Consider the following 24,775-nt stretch of genomic DNA (forward strand, 5'->3'; position numbering starts at 1 on the left):
CCCCCCACCTCAGCATCCGCCCCTACGAGAGGAACCGACATGACCGACTACGCCGTCGTCAATCCGGCCACCGGCGAGACCGTCGCCAGCTACGACACCGCCACCGACGAGCAGATCGAGCAGGCCGTCGCGTCGGCCGCGTCGGCCGCGAAGGTGTGGGGCGCGACCGCTCCGGCCGACCGGGCCGGAGTGATCCGCCGCATCGCCGAGCTGCACCGCGAGCGCAAGGACGAGCTGGGCGCGATCATCGTGCGCGAGATGGGCAAGCCGATCGCCGCGGCGGTCGGCGAGGTCGAGTTCGCCGCCGACATCATCGAGTACTACGCCGACAACATCGAGGTGATCACGGCCGACCAGCCGCTGCAGATCGTCGGCGAGGGCAGCGCGCTCGTGCGCCGCGCTCCGCTGGGTGCGCTGCTGGGCATCATGCCGTGGAACTTCCCGGCGTACCAGGTCGCCCGCTTCGCCGCTCCCAACCTCGCGATCGGCAACACGATCATCCTCAAGCACGCCCCGCAGTGCCCCGAGTCGGCTGCGGCGATCGAGGCCATCTACCGCGATGCCGGTCTGCCCGAGGGGGCGTACGTCAACGTCTACGCCACCAACGAGCAGGCGGCGACGATCATCGCCGACCCGCGCGTGCAGGGCGTCTCGGTCACCGGCTCCGAGCGCGCCGGCGCCGCCGTCGCCGAGGTCGCCGGGCGCAACCTGAAGAAGGTCGCGCTCGAGCTGGGCGGGTCCGACCCGTTCATCGTGCTCTCCACCGACGACCTCGACTCGGTCGTGCAGCTCGCCGTCGACGCGCGCCTCGACAACAACGGGCAGTCGTGCAACGGCGCGAAGCGCTTCGTGATCGTCGACGAGCTGTACGAGGAGTTCACCTCGAAGTTCGTCGCCTCGCTGGCTGCCGTCTCGGCAGAGGACCCGACGCAGGAGGACACCGTGCTCGGCCCGCTGTCGTCGCTCGCTGCCGCCGAGCGCCTGCAGGAGCAGGTCGACACGGCTGTGGCTCAGGGCGCGAGGGTGCTCACCGGAGGCACCCGCGAGGGCGCGTTCTTCGCACCCACCGTGCTGGCCGACGTGACGCCGGAGATGGACGTGTACCGCGAGGAGCTCTTCGGCCCGGCCGCGGTCGTCTACCGCGTCGCCGATGAGGACGCCGCGGTCGAGCTGGCCAACGACACCGCCTTCGGCCTCGGCTCGTACGTCTTCACGACCGACGCCGAGCAGGCTGAGCGCGTCGCGAATCGCATCGAGGCGGGCATGGTCTACGTGAACATCGCCCTCGCCGACAGCCCCGAGCTGCCCTTCGGCGGGGTGAAGCGCAGCGGCACCTCGCGCGAGCTGGGTCTGCTGGCCGCCGACGAGTTCGTCAACAAGAAGCTCATCCGCACCGCCTGAGCATCACCGGCACCGTCATCGACGCGGTACGGGCGACATCCGCCCGTACCGCGTCGGCGTCTTCGGGGATAGTCTCGAACCAGGCGGAAGGAGCGCGTCATGACCACCGAGGATCCGGTCGTCCGGCTGAGCGAAGAGGAATGCTGGCAGCGCCTTCGTGGCTTCGAGCTGGGGCGCCTGGTGACCCGGGTGGGCGACGTCATCGACATCTTCCCGATCAACTACGTCACCGACGGCGCCTCGATCGTCTTCCGCACCGCGGAGGGCAGCAAGCTGGTGGAGCTGACCGTCAACGACGAGGTGATCTTCGAGGTCGACGACCACACGGATGCCGACGCCTGGAGCGTCATCGTGCGCGGCAGGGCACGCGCGCTCGACACCCTCGACGAGCGCGAGGCCGCCGACCGGCTGGGGCTGACCCCGTGGGTGCCGACACTCAAGTACAACTACGTGCGCATCGAGCCGACCACGGTGAGCGGACGGGCGTTCCGGCGCACCGGTGAGCCGGAGCGCTACGGCGTCGCCGAGTACTGATCCGCGGGCGGGCGTAGGGTCGAGGCATGACGACCGTCGCTGAGAACATGGTCCGCACGCTTCGCGCCAACGGCATCGACCGGGTCTACGGCATCCCGGGCGACTCGCTCAACGGCTTCACCGACGCGCTCCGCAAGGACGGCGCCATCCGCTGGGTGCATGTGCGACATGAGGAGTCTGCGGCGTTCGCCGCGGCTGCCGATGCCGCGCTCACAGGTGACCTCGCCGTGGTCGCCGGATCCTGCGGCCCGGGCAACCTGCACCTCATCAACGGACTCTACGACGCGAACCGGTCTCGGGTGCCCGTGCTCGCGATCGCCGCCCACATCCCCACGGTCGAGATCGGCACCGGGTACTTCCAGGAGACCCACCCGCAGGAGCTGTTCCGCGAGTCGAGCGTGTACGTGGAGTACGTCGCCGACCCGACGCAGATGCCGCGCCTGATGGAGATCGCGATGCGCGCGGCGATCGAGCAGCGCGGCGTGGCGGTGCTGGTGATCCCGGGAGACGTCGCCCTCGCCGAGATCGCCGACGACCGCGCCGTCGTCATCCCGCGCACGAATCCCGTGATCACCCCGAGCCCGGCAGAGCTCGAGCAGGCGGCCACGCTGCTCAATGGCACGCGGAAGGTGACCATCCTCGCCGGGGCCGGAGTCGAGGGTGCGCACGACGAGGTCGTCGCTCTGGCAGACCGGCTCGCCGCGCCGATCGTGCACGCGCTGCGGGGCAAGGAGCACATCGAGTACGACAATCCGTTCGACGTCGGGATGACCGGCCTGCTCGGCTTCGCGTCCGGGTTCCGTGCGATGGAGGCGGCCGACGTCCTCCTCGTGCTCGGGTCGGACTTTCCGTACACGCAGTTCTACCCCGAGCGCGCGACGACGATCCAGGTCGACATCCGCGGCTCGCAGCTCGGGCGCAGGCATCCGCTCGATCTCGGCCTCGTCGGCGATGTGAAGGCCACCGTCGGTGCGCTGCTGCCGCGGCTGGCCGAGAAGAGCGATCGCTCGCACCTCGACGACGCCGTCGCGCACTACCGCAAGACGCGGGCGAAGCTGGATGAGCTGGCCGTGCCGGCTCGCGGCAAGGCGCCGATCCACCCGCAGTACCTCGCCCGGCTGATCGATGAGGCTGCGGCGTCGGATGCCATCTTCACGGCGGATGTCGGCTCGCCGACGGTTTGGGCGGCGCGCTACTTCTCGATGACGGAGCGTCGGCGGCTGATCGGCTCGTTCACCCACGGCTCGATGGCGAACGCGATCATGCACGCGATCGGTGCGCAGACCGCGAGGCCCGATCAGCAGGTGATCGCCCTCGCCGGAGACGGGGGACTCGCGATGATGCTCGGCGAGCTGATCACGATCACCCAGAACCGGCTGCCCGTGAAGGTGGTCGTGGTGAACAACTCGTCACTGAACTTCGTCGAGCTCGAGATGAAGGCAGCCGGGTTCGTCACCTACGGCACAGACCTGGACAACCCCGACTTCGCAGCGGTCGCGTCGGCGCTGGGCATCTTCGCGCGCCGGGTCGAGCGGTCGGAGGATCTGCTGGATGCGGTGGCCGAGGTGCTCGCACACGACGGGCCGGCCCTGCTGGACGTGGTCACCGAGCGGCAGGAGCTTTCGATGCCGCCGTCGGTCAGCGCCGAGCAGGTGAAGGGCTTCGCCCTGTACGCGATCCGGACAGTCATGTCGGGACGTGGCGATGAGCTGCTCGACCTCGCCAAGGCCAACTGGCGTCAGCTCTTCTGAGCCGCTCCGCCGTCTGGCGCACCTTGTCGTTCGCTGCGGGGCGTCGGCTGTGCGCCTGGTCGGCTGCGCGCCTGCGTCGGCTGTGCGCCTGGTTCGGCTGTCCTTCCTGCCCGCCTGCCCGGTTCGCCTGTTGCCGGATGGCGGATGCCGGATGAGGAGGTTGCCGGATGCGGATGCGGATGCCGGTAGCCGGATGCCCCGCGACCTACTCGTCCAGCAGCGTGCGCACCTGCGCGGCATCGCCCGTGCGGCCGAGCTTGTCGAGGACATCGCCGAGCTCGAGAGCGGCGACCTGACGCAGCGCGGGGAACTCCGCAGCTCTGTCGAGCACGCTGCGATACAGCGGCACGGTGTCGTCGAGCCGTTCGGCCGCCGCGAGCGTGCGGGCGGCGAACAGCTCCGAACCGCCGGCCGACCCGGCATCCCCGATCGCCGCGAAGCCGTCGGCCGCGGTGAGCAGCGCGGCGATCGCCTCGTCGATGCGGTCGAATTCGATCAGCGCGCGGCCGCGCGAGTCGGTGACGTCGGCGACCAGCCAGTCCGCCTCGTGCTCGACCGCGAGGGCGAGCACCTCGTCGAACAGCGCGAACGCGCGCTCATCGCGGTCGCCGCCGTACGACTGGCCGAGGTTGTGCAGCACCTCGACGAGGGCGCCGATCGCGTCGGTGGGCCGCACGAGCGCGGCCGCCTGCTCGAGCAGGTCGCGAGCGTCGGAATGCTCGCCGAATCGCGCCAGGATCTTCGCCTGCTCGGTGAGCACCAGCGCCTGCTCTGCGGGCTCGCCGGCCTCGGCGTGCAGCTCGGCCGCGTACCCGTACGCGCCCATCGCCTGGCCGTACTCCTCGGCGGTGGCGAGAGCGCGGCCCAGTACGGCGGCGGTCATCGCCCGCGACGCCGCAGACGCGCCGCCGTCCGCCTCGCGCTGCAGCACATCGCCGAGCATCTCGGCAGCCTCGGCCGCGTGGCCGGCGGCGAGCATTGCGCGGCCGAGCCGGAAGTCGGCGCCGCGGACGTCGGCGCCGCGCTCGCGCATCAGGCGGATTCCCGCGCGGTAGCGCGGCACGGCCTGATCGGGGTGTCCGGCGTCATCCCACAGGGCGCCGGCGAGCATCTGCGTCTCTGCGAGCGCCGTGATCGCGCCGAACGAGGTCAGGATGCCGGCCGCCGCGTCCGCATCGGCGGCGCCCTCCTCCAGCCGACCCGCACCGCCGAGCAGCCGTGCGCGCATCTCGAGCAGGCGCGCCCGGTGGCCGGGGTTCAGGGCGTCATCGGCCAGCAGCGACTCGAGCATCTCGTGAGCCTGATCGATCTCCCCCTGAGCCACCCATGCCATGGCGCGCAGCATCCGGCTCGCCGTCACCAGCCGTTCGTCGTCGGCTTCGGCGAAGCACACGGCGGCGTGCTCGGTGAGCTCGACCGCGCCGATGGGATCGTCACCTCTCAGCCGCAGCGCCGCCAGGGTCAGTGCGATGTCCCCGCGCGACCAGGAGGGCAGGCCGGCGGCATCCGCCCACTCCTGCTCGAGGCTCGCATGGTCGCCCACGTCGCCGCGCCCGTACAGCGCGAGTCCGCGGCGGGCCTCCAGGTCTGCCTGCTGCGGGTGCCCGGCCTCCCGAAGCACCTCCCCGCGCAGCGGCAGCAGCGCCTCGGCCGCGTCCCACTGCGCGAGCGAGGTGAGCGCACCGATGCGCAGACCCAGCAGCCGCGCCCGCTTCTCGGCGTCGGCCAGCCCGCCATCGGCGCGGTCGCCGACGCGGTCCGCCGCGGCCAGCGCGTCCTGCTCGGAGCCGTAGCCGGCCAGGGCGATCGCACGCTCGTACCAGCCCTGCGCATCCTGGGGCTCGGGTGACGGCGCGTCCACCGCGAACGCGTCGGAACGGACCGGCACATCCCAGCGCGTGTCCGCCAGGGTGCGCATGCGGGCGCGGCGTTGCGCATGCCAGTCCGAGCCGTCGCGGGCGTCGAACTCCGCCCCGATCCGGTCGGCGGCGGCGCTCGCGGCATCCGCGAGGGCGGATGCCGTCCACCCGCCCTCTCGGCCGCCGAAGAACGGCGCGAGCCCGGCGGCGTCCGCGCCGCGCACCGTCGCGTCCGCGTGGCCGACGGCGACCACGCGATCGAGGGCGAACGCGATCGCGGAGAGCAGCGCGAAGTGCCCGTCGACGTTCAGCGGGTCGTGCGCCAGCCACGGCAGGTGACGTTCGACGAGCGAGAGCGCCCGCGCCTCGTTGCCCGTGACCGCGGCGAACACGATGTGGTTCGCGACGATGCCGAGGTTGTCGGGGTTGTCCTTCGCGAGCCGGTAGCTGCGCAGGTGCGCCGACCTGGCGTCGTCCAGCCGGCCGGCGCGCAGATACGGCAGCAGCACGCGCGACAGGGCGTGCTCGGGCTCCTCACCGCACGAGAAGCCGCCCTCGATCATCTCCTCGACCAGGCGGATCGCCTGCTCGTCGCGATCGGTCGCGGCGAAGAAGCCGGCGTTCTGGCTGCGCCCGCACGCATCGCAGTGGCTGTAGTCGTCACGGGGCGCCGTCTCGAGCAGACCCCGCAGCCGCTCGGCCTCGTCGATGCGACCCGAGGCCCAGGCGTCTTCGAAGCGGGCGGTCAGCACGCCGCTCATGCCGATCCCGGCGCGGCGGTAGTGCGCCTCCATGTCGTTGAGCACAGCCGCGATCTGCTCGCTCGAGAACGCCGGCGACGCGCGCAGCGTCGCAGCCATCCACTTGAACTGCCACATGAGGTCGGCGGCCCCGTTGTCGATGTCGAGCGGGAAGCGCAGCGGGTCGGCGTCGTGGTGGGCGAGGCACCATGCGAACGAGGTCAGCATCACGTCGGTGAGCCCGCCCATGTTCGCCGACGCCGTCTGCCGCATGCGCGCCTGGTACTCGAGCTGCTCGTCGCCGAGCTCCTGCGCGAGGGCGACGGCCTCCGCCGTGAGGGACTGCTCGTGCGGGCCCCAGGGGGTGCTGTCGATCTCGTCGAGCAGCTGCCGGAAGCGCGTCGTGCGGTCGGTCATCAGGGCTCCTCGGTGAAAGCGTCCGGCAGGTCGAGCCCGTCGAAGGGGAAATCGTCTCGCACGCCGGCGGACAGTGCGACGAGGTCGGTCAGAGCGGTGGTCATCAGCGCCCGGTCGGCATCGGTCAGCGGGTGGTGGCCGGCGAGCAGCGCCTGGATGTACAGCAGCTGCACCGTGCGCGCGAACACGGCGTCGTCGTCGACCGCGGAGAGGGTGCGCACGACGCGGTTCGACCAGTTCAGGCACAGCCGGGCGCGCACGTCGTCATCGCCCGCATCGCCGATCGTGTCGTCGATCCGCGCGAGCACCCCGCCCCACAGTCCGCCCGCGATTCCCCTGGTGCGGCCGCGGTCGATCGCGCGCAGCACCCGCGGGTCGGCGACGTACAGGCCGCTGAGGTCCGCGCGGTCTATCGCGCGCACGATCACGGCGCATCCGGATGCGGCGAGCACCGCGCCCGCCCGCGCCTCCAGCGCGATCGCCGCCTCCCGGTCATCGAGCGGGGGCGGGTCGAGTCGGTCGAGCTCGCCGGTCACGTCGATCTGCTCGACCGTCACCTCCGGGAACAGCGCGGGAAGCTCGGCGATGAGATCCGCGTCGTGCAGATACCCGCCGTTGACGAGCACCTCGGAGGAGGGGATGATCCCCGCGACCTGCCGGAACTCGTCGACGGTGCGCGCGTAGCGGATATGGCGGTGGCGCTCGACGAGGTCGCCGATCCGGACGCTGCCGTGGGTGGTCTCGACGCTCAGCCAGCGCGTGATGAAGCGGGCGAGCTCGTCGTCGTGGCGCACGAGCGATTTCAGGCCGAGCTCGTGCACCGCGACGAACTGGGTGAGCAGGTGCGGGGCGGTGAGCCCGAGCTCGAGCACCCACCGGCGGATGCCGGCGCCGAGCTGCTCGCGCACGTGCTCGAGTGCGCCGTCCTCCACGAGCGACTCTCGGCTGGCGGTGGGGGAGAGGCCGGTCGTGTCGACGACCGCACGCACGAAGAACGCCCAATCGGGCAGCACCTCCGTCGAGCGCTCGGCGAGCAGCATCCGACCGAGATAGGTGCGCGTCGCCTGCCGCAGGTTGGGCGGCGGCGCGAACGGCAGCACGTAGGCGAGCCCGCGGGTCCCGGTGGCCGGCTCCGAGATCTCGATGATGTCCATCGGGGTCGCGCCGATCAGATCGCGACCGTACGCGAGTGCGGCCTGCGTGTCTCCTTCGCCGAGGAACGGCGCGGGGCGGGTGACCTCGAGGTCGCCGCCTGGCATCGCGATCGTGATCCGCACGGGCAGGAACTCCCCGAAGTCCTGCGCGAGCTGCCGGACCGCGGCCGGGCGGAGCAGGTCGGCGTGTTCGGAGCGGGGCGTGAGGTGCACACTGGTGCCCACGGGCACCTCCTCGTCGAGCTCGACGACCTGGAACGTGCCGTCGGAGCTGCCGGTCCACTCCACCCCCGCACCCCCACGCGCGCTGCGCGAGCGGATGACGATGCGGTCGGAGACCATGAAGCAGCTCAGCAGCCCGATGCCGAACTGTCCGAGATAGTCGCTGCGGGGCATGTCGAAGATGTCGCGCTTCGAGGTGCGGCCCACCGTCGCGAGCAGGTCGGCGACCTCGCTCGCCGTCAGTCCGACGCCGTCGTCGCGCAGCACGAACTCGCCGCCGTCGTCGGCGAGCGGGGTGATCCGGATGCCCGTGCCGCCGCCGTCCACCTCGGAGCGGGCGGCGATGGCATCCCGAGCGTTCTGCAGCAGCTCGCGCAGGTACACGCGAGGGCCGGAGTAGATGTGCCTGCTCAGCAGATCGACGACTCCGCGGAGATCCACCTGGAACTGCTGCACATCCGCGCCCACTGCGCCCCTCTCGTCGGCTTCCTGAGCCGGTAGCGACCCACGGATCCCAGTCTGCCCGACACTCGCGACTCACGCGGGTGTCGGCGCCGGTTCGGCCGACGGTTCCGGATGCCGTACACTTGAGGGGCAGTCGTCTGCATCCTTCACCGTGCCCCAGGGTCGCGGCGAGGAGGCGGACTCCGAGGCCCACCGGCCTCTAGGGCGGTAGCTCAATTGGCAGAGCAGCGGTCTCCAAAACCGCAGGTTGCAGGTTCGATTCCTGTCCGCCCTGCGCGTCAGCGCATGCTGGCTCACGAAAGGTACGTGCATGGACCAGGACGACGTTCGCGGCGACATCGCCGCCTCGGGCACCTACGCCCTGCGCGACAGCAAGCTCGGCTTCTTCGGACGTATCGCCCTGTTCTTCCGCCAGGTGATCAGCGAACTGCGCAAGGTCGTCACGCCGACCCGCAAGGAACTCGTCAAGTTCACCACCGTCGTGTTCGTCTTCGTGCTGATCGTCATGGGTCTGGTCTACGGACTCGACTGGATCTTCGGAACCGGAGCGCACTACGTCTTCGGAGTCCCGCTGAGCTGATGAACCCACGTCGACGCTCCGCGCCCCGGACCGTCGCAGCGATTGGAAAGAAGCAAAGTGTCTGACAAGTATTCCGACGACGCCGACTGGGCGACCGCCGCTGAGCAGTCCAGCGAAGAGGACGAGGCCCAGGAGGGCAATGTGCTCGCCGAGCAGGAGCAGTCGTCCTCCGCTGCCGAGCACAACGCTCTGCACATCGAGGGCGAGAGCGACGTGGAGTACGACGACACCGACGACATCGAAATCGAAGACCCGGAGGCGGACGCGATCGTGAACGACGCTCTGAACCTGGACGAAGCGGCTGAGTCTGAAGCAGCCGCCGAGGTCCTCAACGACGCTGTGGCGGAGGAGTCCGCCGAGGCCGAGGCGGCTGCGGCCGACGAGGTCACCCCGTACGACGGCCCGGAGGTCGACGACGACGCCGCCGAGGAGGACCCGTACGAGGCGTTCCGCGCCGACCTGCGCATGCTCCCCGGCAAGTGGTACGTCATCCACTCGTACGCCGGCTTCGAGCGCAAGGTGAAGGCCAACATCGAGCAGCGCAAGTCGACGCTCGAGGTCGAGGACGAGATCTACCAGATCGAGGTCCCGATGGAGGACGTCGTCGAGATCAAGAACGGCCAGCGCAAGATGGTCAACCGCGTGCGCATCCCCGGCTACGTGCTGGTGCGCATGGAGCTCACCGAGGACACCTGGTCGGTCGTGCGCCACACGCCCGGCGTGACCGGCTTCGTGGGCAACGCCCACAACCCGACCCCGCTGCGCTTCGAAGAGGCGTTCAACATGCTGAAGTCGCTCGTCGAGGTCAAGGACGTCCCCACCGCGAAGTCCATCGCGGCCAAGGGCGGCGTCGCCGTGGCTCGCCCGATGGCGGCCGAGGTCGACTTCGAGGTCGGCGAGACCATCACGATCAAGGAGGGCTCGTTCGCGGGTCTGCCCGGAACGATCAGCGAGATCAACGCCGCCAGCGGCAAGCTCACCGTCCTCGTCTCACTGTTCGAGCGCGAGACGCCGGTGGAGCTGTCGTTCGAGCAGGTCACCAAGATGCTCTGACGCTCCGTCGTCTGCAGCGCGCCCCGTCGGTTTCGGCCGGCGGGGCGCTCTGCGTGCGGTAGACTGTTGTGGTTTGTGCGCGAGCACAGACGGCACCGCACCCCGGAGACGCCGGGGACGCGGGAGAGGGATGCCCTGGGCATCCGCTCGATGAAAGGAAAATCATGGCACCCAAGAAGAAGGTGACCGGCCTGATCAAGCTCCAGATCAACGCCGGTGCAGCCAACCCGGCGCCGCCGATCGGCCCCGCGCTCGGTCAGCACGGCGTGAACATCATGGAGTTCTGCAAGGCGTACAACGCCGCGACCGAGTCGCAGCGCGGCAACGTCATCCCGGTGGAGATCACCGTCTACGAGGACCGCAGCTTCACGTTCGTCCTGAAGACCCCGCCGGCGGCAGAGCTGATCAAGAAGGCCGCGGGTGTTGCGAAGGCTTCGGCCACGCCGCACACCGTCAAGGTCGGCAAGATCACCAAGGACCAGGTCCGTCAGATCGCCGAGCAGAAGCAGGCTGACCTGAACGCGAACGACATCGACGCCGCATCGAAGATCATCGAGGGCACTGCGCGCTCGATGGGCATCACGGTCGAGGGCTGAGGGAGATAACAATGGCTACCAAGTCCAAGGCATACCAGGCGGCCCTCGCGAAGATCGAGGAAGACCGCTTCTACACCCCGACCGAGGCTGTCGCCCTCGCGAAGGAGACCGGCTCGGCGAAGTTCGACTCGACCGTCGAGGTCGCGCTGAAGCTCGCGGTCGACCCCCGCAAGGCCGACCAGATGGTGCGCGGCACCGTCATGCTCCCGCACGGCACCGGCAAGACCGCCCGCGTCATCGTGTTCGCGAACGGTGCAGCCGCTGAGGCCGCCATCGCCGCAGGCGCAGACGAGGTCGGCGGCACCGAGCTCATCGAGAAGGTCGCCGCCGGCTGGACCGACTTCGACGCCGCGGTCTCGACCCCTGAGCTCATGGGCCAGGTCGGTCGTCTCGGCAAGGTGCTCGGCCCGCGCGGTCTGATGCCCAACCCCAAGACCGGCACCGTGACCCCCAACCCGGCCAAGGCCGTCGAGGAGATCAAGGGCGGAAAGATCGAGTTCCGTGTCGACAAGCACGCCAACGTGCACTTCATCGTCGGCAAGGCCTCGTTCACCGCTGAGCAGCTGAACGAGAACATCGGCGCCGCCCTCGAGGAGATCGTCCGCCTCAAGCCGTCGAGCTCGAAGGGTCGCTACATCCAGAAGGGTGCCGTGTCGACCACGTTCGGCCCCGGCATCCCGCTGGACGTCAACGCCATCTGACGCTGATCGACGCGGCCGCTGAGCCCGTCGATGCAAGGCCCCCGCCGGCTCGCCGGCGGGGGCCTTCTGCGTGTCACGCAACGACACGCACGATCCGCCGTGCAGGTTCGCCGCATAGTGTGAGAGCACCGCACCACCGCATTCCAGGAGGACCCCGCATATCCCGTTGTCCCGTCGTCCCGTCGGGTCAGCCGGCGAACACGGGCAGCACCAGCAGGACGCCCATGAGCACGAGCAGCGCGGCGATGACCGTGTCGAGGATGCGCCAGGCACGCGGGGTGCGCAGCCACCGTCCCAGGTGCCTCGCTCCGAAGCCGAGCGCGAAGAACCACGTGATGCTGCCGAGGATGGCCCCCGCGGCGAAGACCCAGCGCGCCTGACCGTGCGTCGCGGCGATCGAGCCGATCAGCAGCACCGTGTCGAGATACACGTTCGGGTTGAGGAAGGTGAACGCGAGGGTGGCGGCGAGCACCGGCGCGAGCCGGGTGCGGGTCGCGGTCGCGGTGCCGCTGCCGGTCGACGAGTCCGATTCGGATGCCGGAGCCGGGTCCGTGACGAGCGTCTCGCCCTCCGCTCGCCACGCCCGCCGGGCGGCGAGGACACCGTACCCAGCGAGCGACAGGCCTCCGAGCCAGCGGGCGGCGACGATGAGCCACGGCAGCTCGGCGATCAGGAAACCCAGACCTGCGGTGCCGACCAGGACGAGCGCCGCGTCGGACGCCGCGCAGATCAGCACCACGGGAAGGACGTGCTCTCGACGCAGGCCCTGCCGCAGGACGAAGACGTTCTGTGCTCCGACGGCGACGATCAGCGAGTACATGAGTCCGAGGCCGGCGAGGAAGGTGAGCACGGATCAACGCTAAGAGGCTGCGCCCATCAGCGCCAGCGAAGAGAACTGCACGCCCATTAGCATTGCTTATGTGAAGATCGACGCCCAGCTGGCGGCCACCGTCGCGATGGTCATCGACGAGGGCAGCTTCGACGCCGCCGCCCGCCGGCTGCACGTGACGCAGTCGGCCGTCAGTCAGCGGATCAAGTCGATCGAGCAGCAGATCGGACGGGCGGTCGTGGTGCGCTCGCGCCCGGTTCGCGCGACGGAGGCCGGCGAGGCGCTCGTGCGGCTGGCCAGACAGGTCGCCCTGCTCGAGCACGATGCCGTCACCGCGTTCGGACTCGGCGACGCCGCACCGGACTCGCCGCGGGTGCGGATCCCGCTGGCGGTGAACGCCGACTCGATGGCCACGTGGTTCCTGCCTCCGCTCGCGCGCGTCGCACGGCAGCATCCGATCGACGTCGACCTGCACCGCGACGACCAGGACTACACCGCGCGGATGCTGGAGTCGGGCGAGGTGATGGCGGCGGTGACCAGCGAGGCCGAGCCCGTCGGGGGCAGCGCGGTCACGCCGCTCGGCGTGCTCGAGTACCGGGCGATGGCGACCGCCGCGTACATGCACGACTGGTTCCCGAGCGGTGTCACGGCCGACGCGCTGGCCCGAGCGCCGTTCGTCGACTTCGACCGGCGCGACACGCTGCAGCAGGGCTGGCTGCGGGCGAGGGACGTCGACCCGTGGCAGGTGCCGAGGCACTACGTGCCGGCATCGCATGACTTCTCCGAGGCCGTGCGCCTCGGGCTCGGGTGGGGGCTGATCCCCGCACCGCACGTGTCTGAGGGCCTGGTCGAGCTGGGCGAGCCGCGCATCAGGGTGCCGCTGTACTGGCAGCAGTGGAACCTGCGCTCGCCGCTGCTCGACGCGATCGCCGAGGAGGTGGCCGCGGAGGCCGCCCTGGTGCTCGCGCCGATGTGAGCGGACTCGAACGTCAGTCGCGGCGGAAGGCGCTGCGGATGCGAGCCCACACCGGATCAGCCACCGCGAGACCCGACACGAGGCGCATGACTCCGCCCATCTGGCCGCAGGCGGTCAGCAGCAGCAGGATGCCGAGGCCGATGCCCGCAGGTGCGGGATTCAGCGCGCCGGGCGGCGTCGGGTAGGCGACGGTCGCCATCGCGAGGATTCCGAACAGCCCGAGGACCGACGACGACACGATGCGGGCCAGTATCGGGGGCTCGACGTTCACCGTGCGTGCGCTCACCCAGCCGGACGCACGCGGGTGCGCGGCCCCGCGGCGATACGGCTCGGCCGTCCACCAGGCCAGGGCGCTCAGCAGTGCCCGGCCGGAGCGATGCAGCCGCACGAGGATCCAGACCCCGATCGCGCCGAGCACGGCCCCGACGACCGCCATCGTGATGTCCACGGCGGTGAGGCGAGCGCCGGAGAGCGGGATGCCGACGACGGCCACCACCCCGAATGACGCGAGCACGAGACCGGCGAACCCGACCAGAAGACGCGTCCAGCGGCGATAGTCGGCGTCGAGCTGTCGCCGCGCGTCGCCGGACGCAAGCGATCGTCCCGCTGCCGGGGGAGTCTCGAGGAGAGGACGCGACTCGGGCTGGATGAAGCGGAACGTCATGCTGTCGATTCTGCCGTGATGAGGCCAGCGGCGGGTTCCGGGCGCACCCCGGCAGGCAGCAGCCGGGTCGTCGAGAGCGCGAATGCGGTGTGCAGCGCCAGGAAGTCCCGTCGCTCCGGATCCGTGCAGACACCCAGCACGACGACGTTGCCGCCGTCTCCTGGCAGAGTGATCTCGCCGATCGAGACGACGACATCCGCACCCTGCTCGGCGACGATGGCGGTTGTCACGCTGCCGGTGCGGCCGTCATCCGCCTGGAACGGCTCGGCGACGGCATCCTCCCCGAACCGCAGCGCGGGAAGGAGCGCATGGATCCCGTATGTGTGCGCGCCGACGTCGGCGGTCGTCCCGCGCATCACCCTCGTGCACATGATCGAGACGAACGGGGTCTCGGTCGCGGCGATGGCGATGCCCGCGAAGTCGAACTCCGTGTCGCGGAAGACGTCGCACCCGGCCCGGTAGCCCGCGGTCAGCGCATCCCGCGCCTCGTCGGGCAGCCAGCCCTCGCCGCTGCGGAGATAGTCCTCCCACCACGCGTCGCGCGTCGACTCACCATGCGCCACGAACTCGATCCAGCCCTGCGGCATGGCCTGCCACACCAGCGCATCGCTCATGAGTGGCGCTCCACCTCGTCGTAGTATCCGTGGACGTTGTCGTTGATGTCCTTCGCGCTGGTCACCAGCCAGTACGCGTTCGACATCATCGTCTTGAAGTTCAGGCTCAGCGATCCGGCAAGACTGCCCGCGGCCGCTCCTCCGCCTGCCACCGCCGGCATCATCCGGTTGACGTTGATCGCGAAGGGGATCTGCCCGGACGGGCCGAAGGCGCGAGTGACCGCGGCGCCGCCGGCAGCCCCGACGGCGAGCCCCACCACGCCCACCGCGAAGTCGCCCCAGGAGCCGCGATCGGTCAGCGCCTGCAGCCCGTCGATGGCGACCAGCGCGATCGCGATGCCGAGCGCGAGCGGCGCGAGCGCGGGGAAGAAGATCGCGGCGATCGAGATGATCGGGGCGACCAGGCGCAGCAGGTCCTCGATCATCGGCACGACGTTGTCCATCAGCCACTCGCCGACGTCGCCCACCGAGCCCCAGAAGCTCGACCAGCCGCTCTCCTGGTAGCCGTCGAGGCTGGTCTGAGCCGAGATCAGCGATGAGGCGGTGACGGAGGCGTCTTGATCGACACGCTCCTTGAGCTCTCTCGCGCGAGTAAGCACGTCCTGCAGGGCGCCCTGAGCGCTCAGCAGCGCGGCGCTCGCGCTCTCAGCGTCGGCGGCCGCGTCGGGGGCGGCGTCGTCGGCGGCGGCGGCGTCGCTCTTCTGATCCGCGCTCGCGGCACGCGTGGCGACCAGAGAGCGGGCATCCGCGGCCTCCTCCTCGAGGCGCAGCGCCGCGAGCTGATGGGCGGCCAGCTGCACCGCCCACGTGCGCAGCGCATCCCGCGAATCGCGGAGGGCGGCTCCCGAGGCTCGCAGCTGCGGCTGGAAGTCCTCGGCGAGCGTGGCCCGGAACGCGTCGCCGGACTTCCCGATCCATGCCGCGTCGTCACCGCCGCTGATGCCGGTCAGCGAGTCGTCGACATCCTGCACCGTTGCGGAGAGGCGGTCGACCAGGCTCTCGATGACGCCGAGGTCTCCCGGTGCGGGATCGAAGCCCAGCGCGGTGAAGCCCGCCATCAGCCCTCCTCCTTCAAGGAATCGGCGATCTGCTCATCGAGGCTGCGGAAGGCGTCGACGACGCCCTCCAGGCCCGCCCCGGCCTCGGTCGCGAACGTCGAGAGCTTGCGAAGACTGCTGCCCCAGAAATCGCCCATCTCGTGCAGCCGGTCGCGCAGATCGCTCTGCGCGACGGCCGCGGAGGGGATGTCGCTGACGGCGTCCGTCGCCGAGGTGAGCACATCCCCGATGTCCACCAGCGTCCGACGCGTCGTCTCCAGGACGTCGAAGTCGATTCGCACATCAGGCATCTGAGTCCTCCGGTCCGTGTTCTCCGATGCTCCTCACGCTAACGATCGCGCACCGCGATGCGCCATGGTGAGAAATCACCATCCGTCGATCACCGCACGTACGGCGGTGTCGTGCCTCACTCCGACAGGGCCAGAGCGCGGAACATGTCGCGCTCGCGCAGCGCGGAGCGACGGCTCGGTGCGAGCGGCGTGCGCGTCGGCGGCGCCTGGCCCGTGGTGCGTCGGTAGAGCTCGTCGATCAGCCGCGTCGCCAGAGCGACGAGCTGCCCGATCTCCTTGTCGTCGCGCTCGATCCACACGGAGCGCGGCTCGTCGTGGATCGGGTTGAAGTCGTCGTGCTCCTCCCACACGAACAGGGTGCGCTCGGCACCGAGCACGTGCTGCTGCCACCACACCTGACGCAGATAGGTGCGCGGGATCGTGCGCCAGGACTTGTTCGTCGTCTTGATCTCAGCGAGCAGCACGCGTCCGTCGCCGTCCACGCAGATGCCGTCCGGGGTGGCCAGGTGCCGCTTCTCGACCTCCGCGTGGAACAGTGCAGAGGAGGGCAGGATGCCGTGGGTCGCGGCCACCCAGGCGGCGATCTCCGGTTCGCGGCGGCGCCCGTGGTCGGTGTACGCGTTGCCGCCGAACCGGGGGCCCGCGCCGAGCTTCGCATCCGCCGCGCGCGTGATCGAGGCCTCTCCGGAGAGTCCGGCCACGTCGGTCGCGGTGATGCCCCGTGCGCGTGCCCTGAGCCAGGCGACCCGGTCGCGGGAGTCCGCGAGGATGCGCGCTTGGAGTTCGGGAGTCACCGTACGAGCCTAACGCCGAGCCTCTCGCATCCCTCCCCTCCCACGCCATCGCGGTGCGCGGAATTTGGGGGAGGCGGGCGCATGCCGTACAGTGGGTGGTAACCGAAGACCGCCGGTCATCATCGCGTGCGAACGTGACGATCGAAGCACTGCTCAGCAGGGGCCCGCGCAGGTGTGCGAATACTTCTCGAAGCTCCGTGCGCTTGCGCCGGAGCTTTTGTCATGTCGTGGGGTGGTCGAGGTCGACGTCCCGCATCCGCGTGACGTCCGTACACGTAAGGAGTGACCATGGCGCAGAAGGATGCAACGGTTGCCGAGCTCACGAAGTCTTTCGAGAACTCGAACGCCGTCCTGCTGACCGAGTACCGCGGTCTGACGGTTGCCCAGCTCAAGGAGCTGCGCGGCAACATCCGTCAGGACGCGGAGTACGCCGTGGTGAAGAACACGCTGACCAAGATCGCCGCGAACAACGCGGGGATCACGTCGCTCGACGAGGACCTCAAGGGTCCCTCGGCCGTGGCGTTCGTGCACGGTGACTTCGTCGCCACTGCCAAGGCTCTGCGTGACTTCGCCAAGGCCAACCCGCTTCTCGTGATCAAGGGCGGCGTTTTCGAGGGCAAGGCCCTCGACGCCGACGAGGTCGACAAGTACGCCTCGCTCGAGAGCCGTGAGGTTCTGCTGGCGAAGGCAGCGGGCATGATGAAGGCGACGATGGGCAAGGCTGCGGCCACCATCGACGCGCTTCGCGAAAAGCTGGAGACCGCCGAGGCCGCGTGAGCGACCGGCGATCCCCTCACACCAACCACACCTTTATCTAGGAGATACATCATGGCGAAGCTTTCCACTGAGGAGCTGCTGGAGCAGTTCGCAGGCCTCACCCTCGTCGAGCTCAGCGATTTCGTGAAGGCGTTCGAGGAGAAGTTCGACGTCACCGCGGCCGCCCCGGTCGCCGTTGCCGGCGCTGCCGGTGGCGCTGGCGCTGCCGAGGCCGAGGAGGAGAAGGACTCGTTCGACGTCATCCTCGAGGCTGCCGGCGACAAGAAGATCCAGGTCATCAAGACCGTCCGCGAGCTCACCTCGCTGGGCCTCGGCGAGGCCAAGGCCGTCGTCGACGGTGCTCCGAAGGCCGTCCTCGAGGGCGCCAACAAGGAGGCCGCCGAGAAGGCGAAGGAGGCCCTGGAGGCCGCCGGCGCCACGGTCACCCTCAAGTAATCACGCCTCACCGCGTGCAGAAGGCCCCCCGGCTCGTGCCGGGGGCCTTCTCGCGTGCCCGGGCGCAGGCGGCGGTGCGTCCGCTAGGTGCGCGGGACCGCCGTCGACGACCGGACGACCAGCTCGGACGGCACCGCGATCTGCTCGGCGGGCGCATCAGGGTCAGCCATCCTGCGCAGCAGCAGCTCGACCGCGGCGAGCCCCTGCATCCGCGGCCTCTGCCGCACCGTGGTCAGCGAGAACATCTCCGCGTGGGCGTGGTCGTCGATGCCCACGACGCTCACCTCAGCCGGAACCGACAGCCCGAGGCGTCTGGCCGCGATGGTGCCGCCGATCGCCGCCTCGTCGCACACCGCGACGAACGCCGTCGGCCTGCTCTGGCGGTCGCCGAGCATGCGCACCCCGGCCTCGTAGCCGCCCGGCGTCGTCGAATCACCGGGGACATGCCGAACCCACGCCTGCAGCGACGCGGCTGCCATGGCCGCCCGATAGCCGCGCAGCCGCTGCTCGTCGCCGTACGCGTGGGTCGCGGCATCCTCGCGACCGCCGAGGAACGCGATGTCACGGTGGCCGAGATCGATGAGGTGCTCGGTCGCGATGCGGGCGGCGGCCTCATCGTCGATCGACACGGAGCTGTTCTGCTCGCGGTACGCGCCGACGCTCACCAGCGGCGACCCGACCCGGATCAGACGTGACAGCTCATGCGTGCTGGGCTGGATGCCGACGGCGATGATCCCGTCGAGGCGGCGGCTGGGGAGCACGTCGGAGAACAGCCGTTCCCGCTCGTCCGAGCCCTCCTGCGTCCCGTACAGGACGAGATCCTGTCCGGAGCGCACCAGCCCCTCCTGGATCCCCGCGAGCAGCTCGGCGAAGAACCACCGGTCCAGCGCGGGCATGATGACGCCGACCGACAGCGAGCGTCCGGTGGCGAGGGTGGTCGCGGAGGAATGCGCGACGTAGTGCAGGTCACGCGCGGCCTCGCGCACCCTCTCCCTGGTCTCGGCGGAGACGTAGCCGCCTCCGCTCAGCGCGCGGCTCGCCGTGGCCTTGGACACGCCGGCTCTCGCGGCGACGTCGGCGATCGTGCTCATGGGGCTCCTCGAGTCGGCTCCGTCAGGCTACCGGGCAACCCGGGTAGAGGGGAACCGGTTCCACGCGCTACACTTTGGGAGCGCTCCCAAGTGGGTGATCACGTCTGCACAACGGTTGTGCGATTGTCCCCGCGTGGCATTGTGCCGGGGCGTCCGGGGCAAGTAGGTTGTCCTGGAATCGGTTCCTCAACGCTGCGGATTCTCCGCCGACCGAGGTCCGGAACACCCTGGAAGAGGAGAAAACACATGGCTCTGTCACAGCGATACCGCCTGCTTGCTCCCCTCGCCCTGGTCGGCGCGACTGCGATCGCCCTGACCGGATGCGCGGAGGCCACCCCCGGTGAGGGAGGTGGCGACGGCGACGTGAAGGGCGCGACGGTCCGCATCTCCGGTGGCATCACCGGCACCGAGGCGGACGACCTCAACGAGAGCTTCGCAGCCTTCGAGAAGGACACCGGCATCAAGGTCGAGTACACCGGAGACAAGAGCTTCGAGGGCAACATCGTCACGAAGGTGACCGGCGGCGACGCACCCGACATCGCCATCGTGCCGCAGCCCGGTCTGCTCAAGACGCTCGTCGAGACCGGCAAGGTCTCCGAGGCTCCGGAGAGCGTCTCGAAGGCGGTCGACGAGAACTGGTCGAAGGACTGGAAGGACTACGGCACGTTCGACGACACCTTCTACGCGGCGCCGATGCTCGCGAACCTGAAGGGCTACATCTGGTACTCGCCGGCGAAGTTCAAGGAGTGGGGTGTCGAGGTCCCCAAGACATGGGACGAGATGATCGCCCTCACCGACACCATCAAGGAGAAGTCGGGCCAGGCGCCCTGGTGCGCCGGTTTCGCCTCGGGTGACGCCTCCGGCTGGCCGGGCACCGACTGGATCGAGGACCTCGTGCTTCGCCAGTCCGGCCCCGAGGTCTACGACGACTGGGTGGCGGGAGACGTGAAGTTCACCGACCCCGAGATCAAGGACGCCTTCGACGCTGTCGGCTCGATCCTGCTGAACCCGGACTACGTGAACGCCGGCTTCGGTGACGTGAAGAGCATCAACTCGACCGCGTTCGCGGATGTCGCGGCGAAGGTCGCCGACAGCAGCTGCGCGCTGACGCACCAGGCCTCGTTCCTCTCCGCCAACTTCCTCGACGTGAAGAACGCCGCGGGCGAGACCCCCGAGGTCGGGCCGGAGGGCGACGTCTACGCCTTCATCACCCCGGGCATCACCGAGGGTGAGCTGCAGGTCGAGGGTGGCGGCGAGTTCGTCACGGCCTTCAACGACGACGCGGCCACGGTGAAGGTGCTCGAGTTCATGGCGTCGCCGGAGTTCGCGGACGCACGCGTCGAGCTCGGCGGTGTGATCTCGGCGAACAAGAAGGCCGACGCCAGCCTGGCCAGCAGCGAGTTCCTCCAGGAGGCCATGGGCATCCTGCAGGATGACGCGACCGTCTTCCGCTTCGACGCGTCCGACCTCATGCCGTCCACGGTCGGCTCGGGCTCGTTCTGGAAGGGCATGGTCGACTGGATCGACGGCAAGGACACCGAACAGGTGCTCAGCGACATCCAGGCAGGTTACGAGAACTAGTCGGTCGCGCTGGTCTGAGCGCAATCCGCTGGTGAAGGCGGGGTCGGGCAGCGATGCCCGACCCCGCATCCGCACTCAGAAGGGGATCCCATGTCACTGCTGACAGTCGACGAGAAGGACACGGCGGAACTGCCGAAGACGACGCACGGAGTGGACGCCAGAGGGCGCCGGATCACGCAGATCGTGGTCGTCGCCGGCTTCGTCGTCATCGCCGCGATGCTGTTCCTGCTCATCATCTCGGCTCCGGTCGAGGACCCGGCCCGCATCGCGCTGGGCCCGGTCTCGCTGAACAACTTCTTCCTATGGCTGGGCGGGTTGCATCCGCTGCTGCAGATCCCCGCCGTTCTGCTCGTGTTCGGGGTCGTCGTCGGCATCGTCCTGGTGCTCATCGAATTCGCCCCGCGCCCGGGCCGGGGCTATTTCATCATGCGGCTCGTCGCATGCCTGGTCATCCCCGTGCTCGCGCTGCTGCTGCTGCGGCCGTACTCGAACGCCGTGCTCTACGTCGTCGCGATCGCGCTGCTCTCGGGCGCTCTGCTCTTCTTCGCCGACTACCGCTCACGGCAGGGCGCCGGTTACCTGTTCCAGCTGATCCTCTTCATGGCGCCGGCGGCGATCATGCTGCTGCTGGGACTCATCTACCCGGCTGTCGCGACCTTCGCGAAGTCGTTCTTCGACAAGTCGGGTACGGAGTTCGTCGGGCTCGAGAACTACATCTGGGTGTTCACCAACCCCGTCGGCACCTGGTCGGTGGTGAACACGCTGATCTGGGCGCTGCTCGCCCCCACGATCTCGGTCGCCTTCGGCCTCGCCTACGCCGTCTTCATCGACCGCGCGCGCGGCGAGAAGGTTCTGAAGGTGCTCGTCTTCATGCCGGTCGCCATCTCGTTCGTCGGCGCGGGCATCATCTGGAAGTTCATGTACGACTACCGTCAGGGAGACCAGCTGGGTCTGCTGAACGCGGTCGTCACGATGTTCGGCGGCGACCCGGTGAACTGGCTGGCGGTCAAGCCGCTGATCAACACCTTCATGCTGCTGATCGTCTTCATCTGGACGCAGACGGGCTTCGCGATGGTGATCCTCTCCGCGGCGATCAAGGCTGTCCCGGCCGAGCAGCTGGAGGCCGCCGAGCTCGACGGCACGAATGCGTGGCAGCGGTTCTGGAACGTCACGGTCCCCGGCATCCGCTCTTCGTTGATCGTCGTGCTCACGACGATCACGATCATGTCGCTGAAGGTGTACGACATCGTGGCGGTGATGACGGGCGGCCGGGACGACACCACCGTGCTCGGTTTCGAGATGGTCAATCAGCAGCAGCGGTTCCAGAGCTACGGGCACTCGTCGGCGCTCGCCGTCGTGCTGTTCATCTTCGTGCTGCCCCTGATCATCTACAACGCCCGTTCGCTGACCAAGCAGAGGGAGATCCGCTGATGAGCGCCACAGAAGCCATCGTCCGCGACACGCGCACCAAGCGCCAGGTCGCTCGCGACACCCGCCGCAACGAGGCGATCGCCCACAAGAAGCTCACCTCGAAGGGCGCCACGATCGCCGCGGTGATCATCGCGGTGTTCTGGACGATTCCGACCTTCGGTCTCTTCGTCACCTCATTCCGGCCGGGCGCCGACACGCAGTCGACCGGATGGTGGACCGCCTTCACGAACCCCGAGTTCACCCTCGAGAACTACGCTGACGCGCTTACCGCCGGCGGCACCTCGACCACGCTCGCCACCGCGTTCATCAACTCGCTGGCGATCACCATCCCGGCAACCGTGTTCCCGATCGTGATCGCTGCGCTCGCCGCATACGCGTTCGCGTGGATCGACTTCAAGGGCCGCAACCTGCTGTTCGTCTTCGTGTTCGCCCTGCAGATCGTGCCCCTGCAGATGGCCCTGGTGCCGCTGCTGAGCCTGTTCTCCGAGGGCCTCACGATCAACGACGTGATGGTCTTCCCCGGGCTCACGCTCAACGACGTCGAGTTCAGCTTCGCCCGAGTGTGGATCGCGCACGCGATCTTCGCCCTGCCGCTGGCGACGTTCATGCTGCACAACTTCATCGCCGAGATCCCCGGCGACATCGTGGAGGCGGCGCGGGTCGACGGCGCAGGTCACGGACAGGTGTTCTTCCGCATCATCCTGCCGCTGGCGATGCCGGCCATCGCCTCGTTCGGCATCTTCCAGTTCCTCTGGGTGTGGAACGATCTGCTGGTCGCGACGATCTTCGCCTCGCCCGGCGCGCTCCCGATCACCCAGGCGCTGAACTCGCTGTCCGGCACGTGGGGCAACCGCTGGTTCCTGCAGTCGGCCGGAACGTTCATCTCGATCATCGTTCCGCTGATCGTGTTCTTCGCCCTGCAGCGGTTCTTCGTGCGCGGCCTGCTGGCCGGAGCGACGAAGGGCTGACGCGGGCCCGCCTCAGCCGAGCAGCACGAGAAGGACGTGCGACGGCTGATCGGCCTCGAGCTCGTGCAGCACCCCGGCGGAGACGGTGATCGTCCCGCCGGGGGAGAGCACGTGCTCGGTCCCGTCCACCCGGAAGCGGATGCCGCCTGCGACCACCTGCACGAGGATCTGCGACGGTGCGCGATGCTCGCGCATCGTCGCGCCGGCGTCCATCGCCAGCATCCGGATCTTGAACCCGTCGCCGTCGAGGACGCGATGCGGGCGGACGCGGCCCGGCTCGATGGGGTGGGCCTGGACGAGCTCGGCGGCGGAAGCGCCGAGAAGGACGAAGGGATCGGTGCTCATAGCCGCAGGTTAGCGCGGTCGCGGGGCAGAATGGGACGATGACAAGACGAGCCCTGCTGATCTCCGGAAGCGCGATGCTCACCCTCGCCGCCCTGCTGGGGGTGCTCGTCGTGCTGCTGCCTCGGGGCGCGACGATCGGTCTCGACGTGTTCTGGAACGGCCTCATGTCGCAGGTGAGACAGGACTGGATGCTGTCGGCCGCCTACCTGCTGAACTGGATCGGCGGAGGCTGGGTGGCCATCGTGCTCGTGCCGCTGCTGATCGTGCTGCTGCTGGTTCTGCTGCGACGATGGCGAGGAGCGGTGTTCGCGGCAATCGCGTTCGTGGTCAGCGCGGGACTCACCCAGCTGCTGAAGGAGATCTTCGCCAGGGCGCGACCAGACGACATGCTGGTCACCTCGGATTTCGGCTCGTTCCCGTCGGGGCACACCTCGAACGCCGCCACGATCGCCGTGGTTCTCTGGCTGGTCTTCCCTCGCGTCTGGGTGGCAATCATCGGCGCGGTCTGGGTCATGGCGATGGCGCTGTCGCGCACGCTGCTCGCCGTGCACTGGTTCACCGACACCGTGGGCGGTGCGCTGGTCGGCGCATCGGCTGCGCTTCTCGTCGGCGCGTTCGTGCTGAGCTGGGCGTCACTGGGCTGGACACCCGCATCATCCGCTTCGAGGAGTTCCCGTGACGACGATCCGCCCGTACCGTGACGCCGATCGAGACGCGCTCTACGACATCTGCGTGAAGACCGCGGATGCCGGTGGCGACGCGACCGGCATCTTCACCGACGATCGGCTGTGGGGCGATGTCTTCGCCGTGCCGTACGCCGTGCGGCATCCCGACCTCGCGTGGGTGGTCGAGTCGCCCGACGGCCGGACAGTCGGGTACATCGTCGCCACCGACGACACGGATGCCTTCGAGCGCTGGTTCCGCGACGAGTGGTGGCCGTCGAAGCAGAGCGCGTACCCCCTCTCGGGATCAGCCGTGCCCACCCGTCAGGACGGCATCATCGGCTACGCCGGTCGTCGTGCTCCCGGCGGGGAGAAGCACGCGGCCGAGTATCCCGCGCACCTTCACATCGATCTGCTGCCCGAGACGCAGGGGCAGGGGCTCGGCCGCCGGCTGATCGAGACGCTCTTCGCCGAGCTCGGGCGACGCGGCGTGCGCGGCCTGCACCTGGGCATGAATCCGACGAACACGGGCGCCGGCGTCTTCTACGAGCGTCTCGGCATGCACCGACTGCAGTCGGGTCCCGACACGACCATGTACGGCGTGCGCTTCGTCTGAGCGGTCGGCGCTGGTCCGACGCGACGCGCGCGATCGGATAGGATGAACAGGTTGTTTCCTGGTGACGTGTCCGAGCGGCCGAAGGAGCACGCTTGGAAAGCGTGTGTTGTGCAAGCAACCGCGGGTTCGAATCCCGCCGTCACCGCCGAAGTCCCGAGGGCCCGCACGAAG

25 protein-coding genes and 2 tRNA genes are annotated in these 24,775 nt (G+C 69.3%); 17 read left to right on the plus strand and 10 right to left on the minus strand.

The genetic code is table 11. The features are described from left to right. The first annotated feature begins 39 nt into the window (after positions 1-39). The 3 genes from H9633_RS08615 (at position 40) to poxB (ending at position 3,686) form a co-directional block, all read left to right on the plus strand. Complete coding sequence (locus tag H9633_RS08615) at positions 40-1,401, plus strand: NAD-dependent succinate-semialdehyde dehydrogenase (protein WP_191712791.1); 1,362 nt, start codon at positions 40-42, stop codon at positions 1,399-1,401. A 99-nt stretch (positions 1,402-1,500) separates the two neighbouring features. Next, positions 1,501-1,935 carry a pyridoxamine 5'-phosphate oxidase family protein gene (locus H9633_RS08620; RefSeq protein ID WP_191712792.1) on the plus strand — a complete coding sequence of 145 codons (435 nt, stop codon included), beginning with the start codon at positions 1,501-1,503 and terminating at the stop codon, positions 1,933-1,935. Between the two features lie 26 nt (positions 1,936-1,961). Continuing rightward, the gene (poxB, locus tag H9633_RS08625; RefSeq protein ID WP_071643838.1) at positions 1,962-3,686 is read left to right on the plus strand and encodes a ubiquinone-dependent pyruvate dehydrogenase; all 1,725 of its coding nucleotides are present in this window, start codon (positions 1,962-1,964) and stop codon (positions 3,684-3,686) included. A gap of 205 nt (positions 3,687-3,891) precedes the next feature. On the opposite strand, the gene H9633_RS08630 is transcribed toward poxB, so the two are convergent. After that, entirely contained in the window at positions 3,892-6,702 is a 2,811-nt protein-coding gene (locus H9633_RS08630) for a hypothetical protein (RefSeq protein ID WP_191712793.1), read from the minus strand. Then, positions 6,702-8,546 (minus strand): HSP90 family protein, encoded by a 1,845-nt coding sequence (locus H9633_RS08635; protein WP_191712794.1) that lies wholly within the window; start codon positions 8,544-8,546, stop codon positions 6,702-6,704. Before H9633_RS08635 ends, H9633_RS08630 begins: the two co-directional genes overlap by 1 nt. A 198-nt stretch (positions 8,547-8,744) precedes the next feature. On the opposite strand from H9633_RS08635, the gene H9633_RS08640 reads away from it, so the two are divergent. From H9633_RS08640 to rplA, 5 genes are all read left to right on the plus strand, one after another. Further along, a tRNA-Trp gene (locus tag H9633_RS08640) sits at positions 8,745-8,817 on the plus strand. 36 nt (positions 8,818-8,853) lie between these two features. After that, positions 8,854-9,123: a preprotein translocase subunit SecE gene (secE, locus tag H9633_RS08645; RefSeq protein WP_071643832.1), complete on the plus strand. Its 270-nt coding sequence runs from the start codon at positions 8,854-8,856 to the stop codon at positions 9,121-9,123. Positions 9,124-9,180: 57 nt separating this feature from the next. Then, on the plus strand, positions 9,181-10,176 hold the full coding sequence (gene nusG, locus H9633_RS08650) for a transcription termination/antitermination protein NusG (protein WP_191712795.1): 996 nt from the start codon (positions 9,181-9,183) through the stop codon (positions 10,174-10,176). Between the two features lie 164 nt (positions 10,177-10,340). Continuing rightward, positions 10,341-10,772: a 50S ribosomal protein L11 gene (gene rplK / locus H9633_RS08655; protein WP_071643823.1), complete on the plus strand. Its 432-nt coding sequence runs from the start codon at positions 10,341-10,343 to the stop codon at positions 10,770-10,772. 11 nt (positions 10,773-10,783) lie between these two features. Then, positions 10,784-11,473 carry a 50S ribosomal protein L1 gene (gene rplA / locus H9633_RS08660; protein ID WP_071643821.1) on the plus strand — a complete coding sequence of 230 codons (690 nt, stop codon included), beginning with the start codon at positions 10,784-10,786 and terminating at the stop codon, positions 11,471-11,473. A 187-nt stretch (positions 11,474-11,660) separates the two neighbouring features. On the opposite strand, the gene H9633_RS08665 is transcribed toward rplA, so the two are convergent. Further along, positions 11,661-12,323, minus strand: coding sequence for a LysE/ArgO family amino acid transporter (locus H9633_RS08665; RefSeq protein ID WP_191712796.1), 663 nt, complete (start codon positions 12,321-12,323; stop codon positions 11,661-11,663). Positions 12,324-12,393: 70 nt separating this feature from the next. On the opposite strand from H9633_RS08665, the gene H9633_RS08670 reads away from it, so the two are divergent. Next, positions 12,394-13,278, plus strand: a complete 885-nt coding sequence (locus H9633_RS08670; RefSeq protein WP_318247238.1) for a LysR family transcriptional regulator ArgP — start codon at positions 12,394-12,396, stop codon at positions 13,276-13,278. Between the two features lie 13 nt (positions 13,279-13,291). Here the strand turns inward: H9633_RS08670 and H9633_RS08675 are convergent, their stop codons facing one another. The 5 genes from H9633_RS08675 to H9633_RS08695 form a co-directional block, all read right to left on the minus strand. Continuing rightward, entirely contained in the window at positions 13,292-13,942 is a 651-nt protein-coding gene (locus H9633_RS08675; protein WP_071643809.1) for a hypothetical protein, read from the minus strand. Then, a complete protein-coding gene (locus tag H9633_RS08680) occupies positions 13,939-14,556 on the minus strand; it encodes a hypothetical protein (protein WP_191712797.1) in 618 nt (205 codons plus the stop codon). The genes H9633_RS08675 and H9633_RS08680 overlap by 4 nt, the downstream gene beginning before the upstream one ends. Then, positions 14,553-15,614: a hypothetical protein gene (locus H9633_RS08685; RefSeq protein ID WP_191712798.1), complete on the minus strand. Its 1,062-nt coding sequence runs from the start codon at positions 15,612-15,614 to the stop codon at positions 14,553-14,555. Before H9633_RS08685 ends, H9633_RS08680 begins: the two co-directional genes overlap by 4 nt. Continuing rightward, positions 15,614-15,904, minus strand: coding sequence for a hypothetical protein (locus H9633_RS08690; RefSeq protein ID WP_191712799.1), 291 nt, complete (start codon positions 15,902-15,904; stop codon positions 15,614-15,616). Before H9633_RS08690 ends, H9633_RS08685 begins: the two co-directional genes overlap by 1 nt. 116 nt (positions 15,905-16,020) lie before the next feature. After that, complete coding sequence (locus H9633_RS08695; RefSeq protein WP_071643801.1) at positions 16,021-16,698, minus strand: YqaJ viral recombinase family protein; 678 nt, start codon at positions 16,696-16,698, stop codon at positions 16,021-16,023. A gap of 288 nt (positions 16,699-16,986) precedes the next feature. On the opposite strand from H9633_RS08695, the gene rplJ reads away from it, so the two are divergent. Both rplJ and rplL read left to right on the plus strand, forming a co-directional pair. Continuing rightward, positions 16,987-17,475 (plus strand): 50S ribosomal protein L10, encoded by a 489-nt coding sequence (rplJ, locus tag H9633_RS08700; RefSeq protein WP_071643799.1) that lies wholly within the window; start codon positions 16,987-16,989, stop codon positions 17,473-17,475. A 51-nt stretch (positions 17,476-17,526) separates the two neighbouring features. Then, complete coding sequence (gene rplL / locus H9633_RS08705) at positions 17,527-17,910, plus strand: 50S ribosomal protein L7/L12 (RefSeq protein WP_071643797.1); 384 nt, start codon at positions 17,527-17,529, stop codon at positions 17,908-17,910. Positions 17,911-17,993: 83 nt separating this feature from the next. On the opposite strand, the gene H9633_RS08710 is transcribed toward rplL, so the two are convergent. Further along, the gene (locus H9633_RS08710) at positions 17,994-19,001 is read right to left on the minus strand and encodes a LacI family DNA-binding transcriptional regulator (protein WP_191712800.1); all 1,008 of its coding nucleotides are present in this window, start codon (positions 18,999-19,001) and stop codon (positions 17,994-17,996) included. A 246-nt stretch (positions 19,002-19,247) separates the two neighbouring features. On the opposite strand from H9633_RS08710, the gene H9633_RS08715 reads away from it, so the two are divergent. From H9633_RS08715 to H9633_RS08725, 3 genes are all read left to right on the plus strand, one after another. Next, a complete protein-coding gene (locus H9633_RS08715; RefSeq protein WP_191712801.1) occupies positions 19,248-20,582 on the plus strand; it encodes an ABC transporter substrate-binding protein in 1,335 nt (444 codons plus the stop codon). 90 nt (positions 20,583-20,672) lie between these two features. After that, the gene (locus H9633_RS08720; protein WP_083428757.1) at positions 20,673-22,013 is read left to right on the plus strand and encodes a carbohydrate ABC transporter permease; all 1,341 of its coding nucleotides are present in this window, start codon (positions 20,673-20,675) and stop codon (positions 22,011-22,013) included. Next, positions 22,013-22,981, plus strand: a complete 969-nt coding sequence (locus H9633_RS08725) for a carbohydrate ABC transporter permease (RefSeq protein WP_191712802.1) — start codon at positions 22,013-22,015, stop codon at positions 22,979-22,981. The genes H9633_RS08720 and H9633_RS08725 overlap by 1 nt, the downstream gene beginning before the upstream one ends. A 12-nt stretch (positions 22,982-22,993) precedes the next feature. On the opposite strand, the gene H9633_RS08730 is transcribed toward H9633_RS08725, so the two are convergent. Then, complete coding sequence (locus tag H9633_RS08730) at positions 22,994-23,326, minus strand: cupin domain-containing protein (RefSeq protein WP_071643789.1); 333 nt, start codon at positions 23,324-23,326, stop codon at positions 22,994-22,996. A gap of 38 nt (positions 23,327-23,364) precedes the next feature. Between H9633_RS08730 and H9633_RS08735 the strand changes: the two genes are divergently transcribed. The 3 genes from H9633_RS08735 to H9633_RS08745 all read left to right on the plus strand — a co-directional run bounded on the left by H9633_RS08735 (position 23,365) and on the right by H9633_RS08745 (position 24,749). Beyond that, positions 23,365-24,027, plus strand: coding sequence for a phosphatase PAP2 family protein (locus H9633_RS08735; protein ID WP_191712803.1), 663 nt, complete (start codon positions 23,365-23,367; stop codon positions 24,025-24,027). Next, complete coding sequence (locus H9633_RS08740) at positions 24,002-24,604, plus strand: GNAT family N-acetyltransferase (protein ID WP_191712804.1); 603 nt, start codon at positions 24,002-24,004, stop codon at positions 24,602-24,604. Before H9633_RS08735 ends, H9633_RS08740 begins: the two co-directional genes overlap by 26 nt. Positions 24,605-24,664: 60 nt before the next feature. Continuing rightward, positions 24,665-24,749: transfer RNA gene (locus H9633_RS08745), tRNA-Ser, on the plus strand. Positions 24,750-24,775 lie beyond the last annotated feature (26 nt).

This window comes from Microbacterium commune (assembly GCF_014836945.1).
Lineage (GTDB): Bacteria > Actinomycetota > Actinomycetes > Actinomycetales > Microbacteriaceae > Microbacterium > Microbacterium commune.

Bases quoted from the DNA above. Each gene is read 5' to 3' on its own strand.
- H9633_RS08615 (WP_191712791.1), top strand. From the start codon at position 40: ATGACCGACTACGCCGTCGTCAATCCGGCCACCGGCGAGACCGTCGCC.
- H9633_RS08620 (WP_191712792.1), top strand. From the start codon at position 1,501: ATGACCACCGAGGATCCGGTCGTCCGGCTGAGCGAAGAGGAATGCTGG.
- poxB (WP_071643838.1), top strand. From the start codon at position 1,962: ATGACGACCGTCGCTGAGAACATGGTCCGCACGCTTCGCGCCAACGGC.
- H9633_RS08630 (WP_191712793.1), bottom strand. From the start codon at position 6,702: ATGACCGACCGCACGACGCGCTTCCGGCAGCTGCTCGACGAGATCGAC.
- secE (WP_071643832.1), top strand. From the start codon at position 8,854: ATGGACCAGGACGACGTTCGCGGCGACATCGCCGCCTCGGGCACCTAC.
- rplK (WP_071643823.1), top strand. From the start codon at position 10,341: ATGGCACCCAAGAAGAAGGTGACCGGCCTGATCAAGCTCCAGATCAAC.
- rplA (WP_071643821.1), top strand. From the start codon at position 10,784: ATGGCTACCAAGTCCAAGGCATACCAGGCGGCCCTCGCGAAGATCGAG.
- H9633_RS08675 (WP_071643809.1), bottom strand. From the start codon at position 13,942: ATGACGTTCCGCTTCATCCAGCCCGAGTCGCGTCCTCTCCTCGAGACT.
- H9633_RS08680 (WP_191712797.1), bottom strand. From the start codon at position 14,556: ATGAGCGATGCGCTGGTGTGGCAGGCCATGCCGCAGGGCTGGATCGAG.
- H9633_RS08685 (WP_191712798.1), bottom strand. From the start codon at position 15,614: ATGGCGGGCTTCACCGCGCTGGGCTTCGATCCCGCACCGGGAGACCTC.
- H9633_RS08690 (WP_191712799.1), bottom strand. From the start codon at position 15,904: ATGCCTGATGTGCGAATCGACTTCGACGTCCTGGAGACGACGCGTCGG.
- rplJ (WP_071643799.1), top strand. From the start codon at position 16,987: ATGGCGCAGAAGGATGCAACGGTTGCCGAGCTCACGAAGTCTTTCGAG.
- rplL (WP_071643797.1), top strand. From the start codon at position 17,527: ATGGCGAAGCTTTCCACTGAGGAGCTGCTGGAGCAGTTCGCAGGCCTC.
- H9633_RS08710 (WP_191712800.1), bottom strand. From the start codon at position 19,001: ATGAGCACGATCGCCGACGTCGCCGCGAGAGCCGGCGTGTCCAAGGCC.
- H9633_RS08715 (WP_191712801.1), top strand. From the start codon at position 19,248: ATGGCTCTGTCACAGCGATACCGCCTGCTTGCTCCCCTCGCCCTGGTC.
- H9633_RS08720 (WP_083428757.1), top strand. From the start codon at position 20,673: ATGTCACTGCTGACAGTCGACGAGAAGGACACGGCGGAACTGCCGAAG.
- H9633_RS08725 (WP_191712802.1), top strand. From the start codon at position 22,013: ATGAGCGCCACAGAAGCCATCGTCCGCGACACGCGCACCAAGCGCCAG.
- H9633_RS08730 (WP_071643789.1), bottom strand. From the start codon at position 23,326: ATGAGCACCGATCCCTTCGTCCTTCTCGGCGCTTCCGCCGCCGAGCTC.
- H9633_RS08735 (WP_191712803.1), top strand. From the start codon at position 23,365: ATGACAAGACGAGCCCTGCTGATCTCCGGAAGCGCGATGCTCACCCTC.